Below are 1,616 nucleotides of genomic sequence, written 5' to 3'. Positions count from 1 at the left end.
CAAGGACGGGGAGCGCTTCGATGCCACCACGCCGACTCTCATCAGTGCGCTGGCCCAGAACGGCCACAGCACGTCCGTGGTGGGCTTCTTCCACGACTACTGCCGGCTGTTCGCACAGGCGCGCCATTGCTTTGCCGAACCGGTGCAATTCTTTCCAGGCTGGGCAGCGGCGCTAGCGCGCGCCGTGCGGTCGGGCAACGACTTCGACTCCGCCTACTCGGACTTCATGCGGCAATGGCGCAGCAGCTTCGAACGGCTGCGCGCTGCGGCGCTGAGTGCCACGGCCCAAGCCGACAGCGAGCTGGTCTGGCTGCACCTCAATGTGCCGCATCCACCGATGGTTCTGCCGGCTTCGAGTGCCACTCGCGGTCTGGGCGCCGACTACCGTGCCAACCTCGATCTGATACCCAGTCTGATCGCCGACCTGCGCAGCAGTATTGACGCCACCGGCACGCCCACCACGTTGGTACTGACGTCGGATCATTGGCTGCGCGAGAAGGAACTCTGGGGCCCGATCTACGAACGCCAGCTCGGCCCGGGCCGGGGCAAAGCGGGCAAGAGCGACGACCAGCATGTACCYTTTGTTGTCTGGTTCGCTGGCGCGCCGACCGGGTCAGGGCTGCGATACGCAGCGCCTTTCAGCACAACAGTCATTCGCTCATTGGTGCCGGCGTTGCTGGACGGCCGCGTGACGACGCCGGTTGCTCTGTCGCAATGGCTGGCGTCGCAGCCTCCGGGCGATCTGAGCCGCTTCAGCGAAAAATCAGACAGCACCAGTGTTCATTGACGTGATGGCCATCATCACCGAGATCATCAGCACGCCGATGACCGCGCCGATGAGGAGGATGGCAACGGGCTCGATCAACGCCATCGCTGCCTTCTGACGCTCGCGCGCCGCATCGGTCTGCATCTGGCCGAGCGACATCAGCATGGCGTCCAGCGTGCCCGCGCGCTCACCCACCTTGATCAGGTTCAGGCGTGCCGGCGCGATCCAGACCGTGTGGCTCATCGCCTCGAACAGGCTGCGTCCGTTCTCCAACGCCCGCGTGGCCGACGCCACCAGCACGCCGAACTCATACAGGCTGGTGGCGCCACGCGACAGGCGCAGTGCTTCAAGCAGTGGCACGCGGTTGCGCAGCATGGTGCCGGTCAGCGTGGCCCAACGGCCAACTTCGGCATCGCGCAGCCAGGGGCCGAGCACCGGCGCACGCGCCAACGTATCCATGATGGCCCGGCGCACCGGCGCTCGTGACAACAGCACGCCGATCGTCATGACCACTGCGCCGACTCCGAGGCCGATCGGCAGGAGGTGGGCTTTGAAGAAAACAGCCGATTCGATGATCCACATCGAGAGCTCCGGAACCTGGCCACGCGAGTTCTTCAGCAGCGGTGCAAACTTTGGAATGACCCCAAGGAAAATGATCAACACGGCCAGCACGCCAGCGAAGACCAGCACACACGGATAGATCAAGGCGTTGCGCAGCTCCTGTGCGACCCGGCGTTGYGCTTCGAGTTGCTCGCTCCCCTCGGCAAGGGCCTGCGCCAGCTGTCCACTGGCCTCGCCCACGCGCACCAGGGTCAGCAAATAAGGCGGCAGCTCCAGGCCGCTGCCAGCC

At 65.2% G+C, this 1,616-nt stretch carries 2 protein-coding genes; one reads left to right on the top strand and one right to left on the bottom strand.

Features of this window, described 5'->3' with window-relative positions; all coding sequences use genetic code 11:
• Positions 1 to 787: hypothetical protein (locus ACXJKR_RS31950; protein WP_457326273.1), on the top strand; the 787-nt coding region annotated here is incomplete at its 5' end.
• Here the strand turns inward: ACXJKR_RS31950 and ACXJKR_RS31945 are convergent.
• Positions 764 to 1,616 (bottom strand): type II secretion system F family protein (locus tag ACXJKR_RS31945; RefSeq protein ID WP_457326272.1); only part of this gene is annotated, 853 nt, incomplete at its 5' end. The genes ACXJKR_RS31950 and ACXJKR_RS31945 overlap by 24 nt on opposite strands.

The organism is Roseateles sp. P5_E11, assembly GCF_054049355.1.
This window is presented reverse-complemented; position numbering and strand designations above follow the sequence as displayed.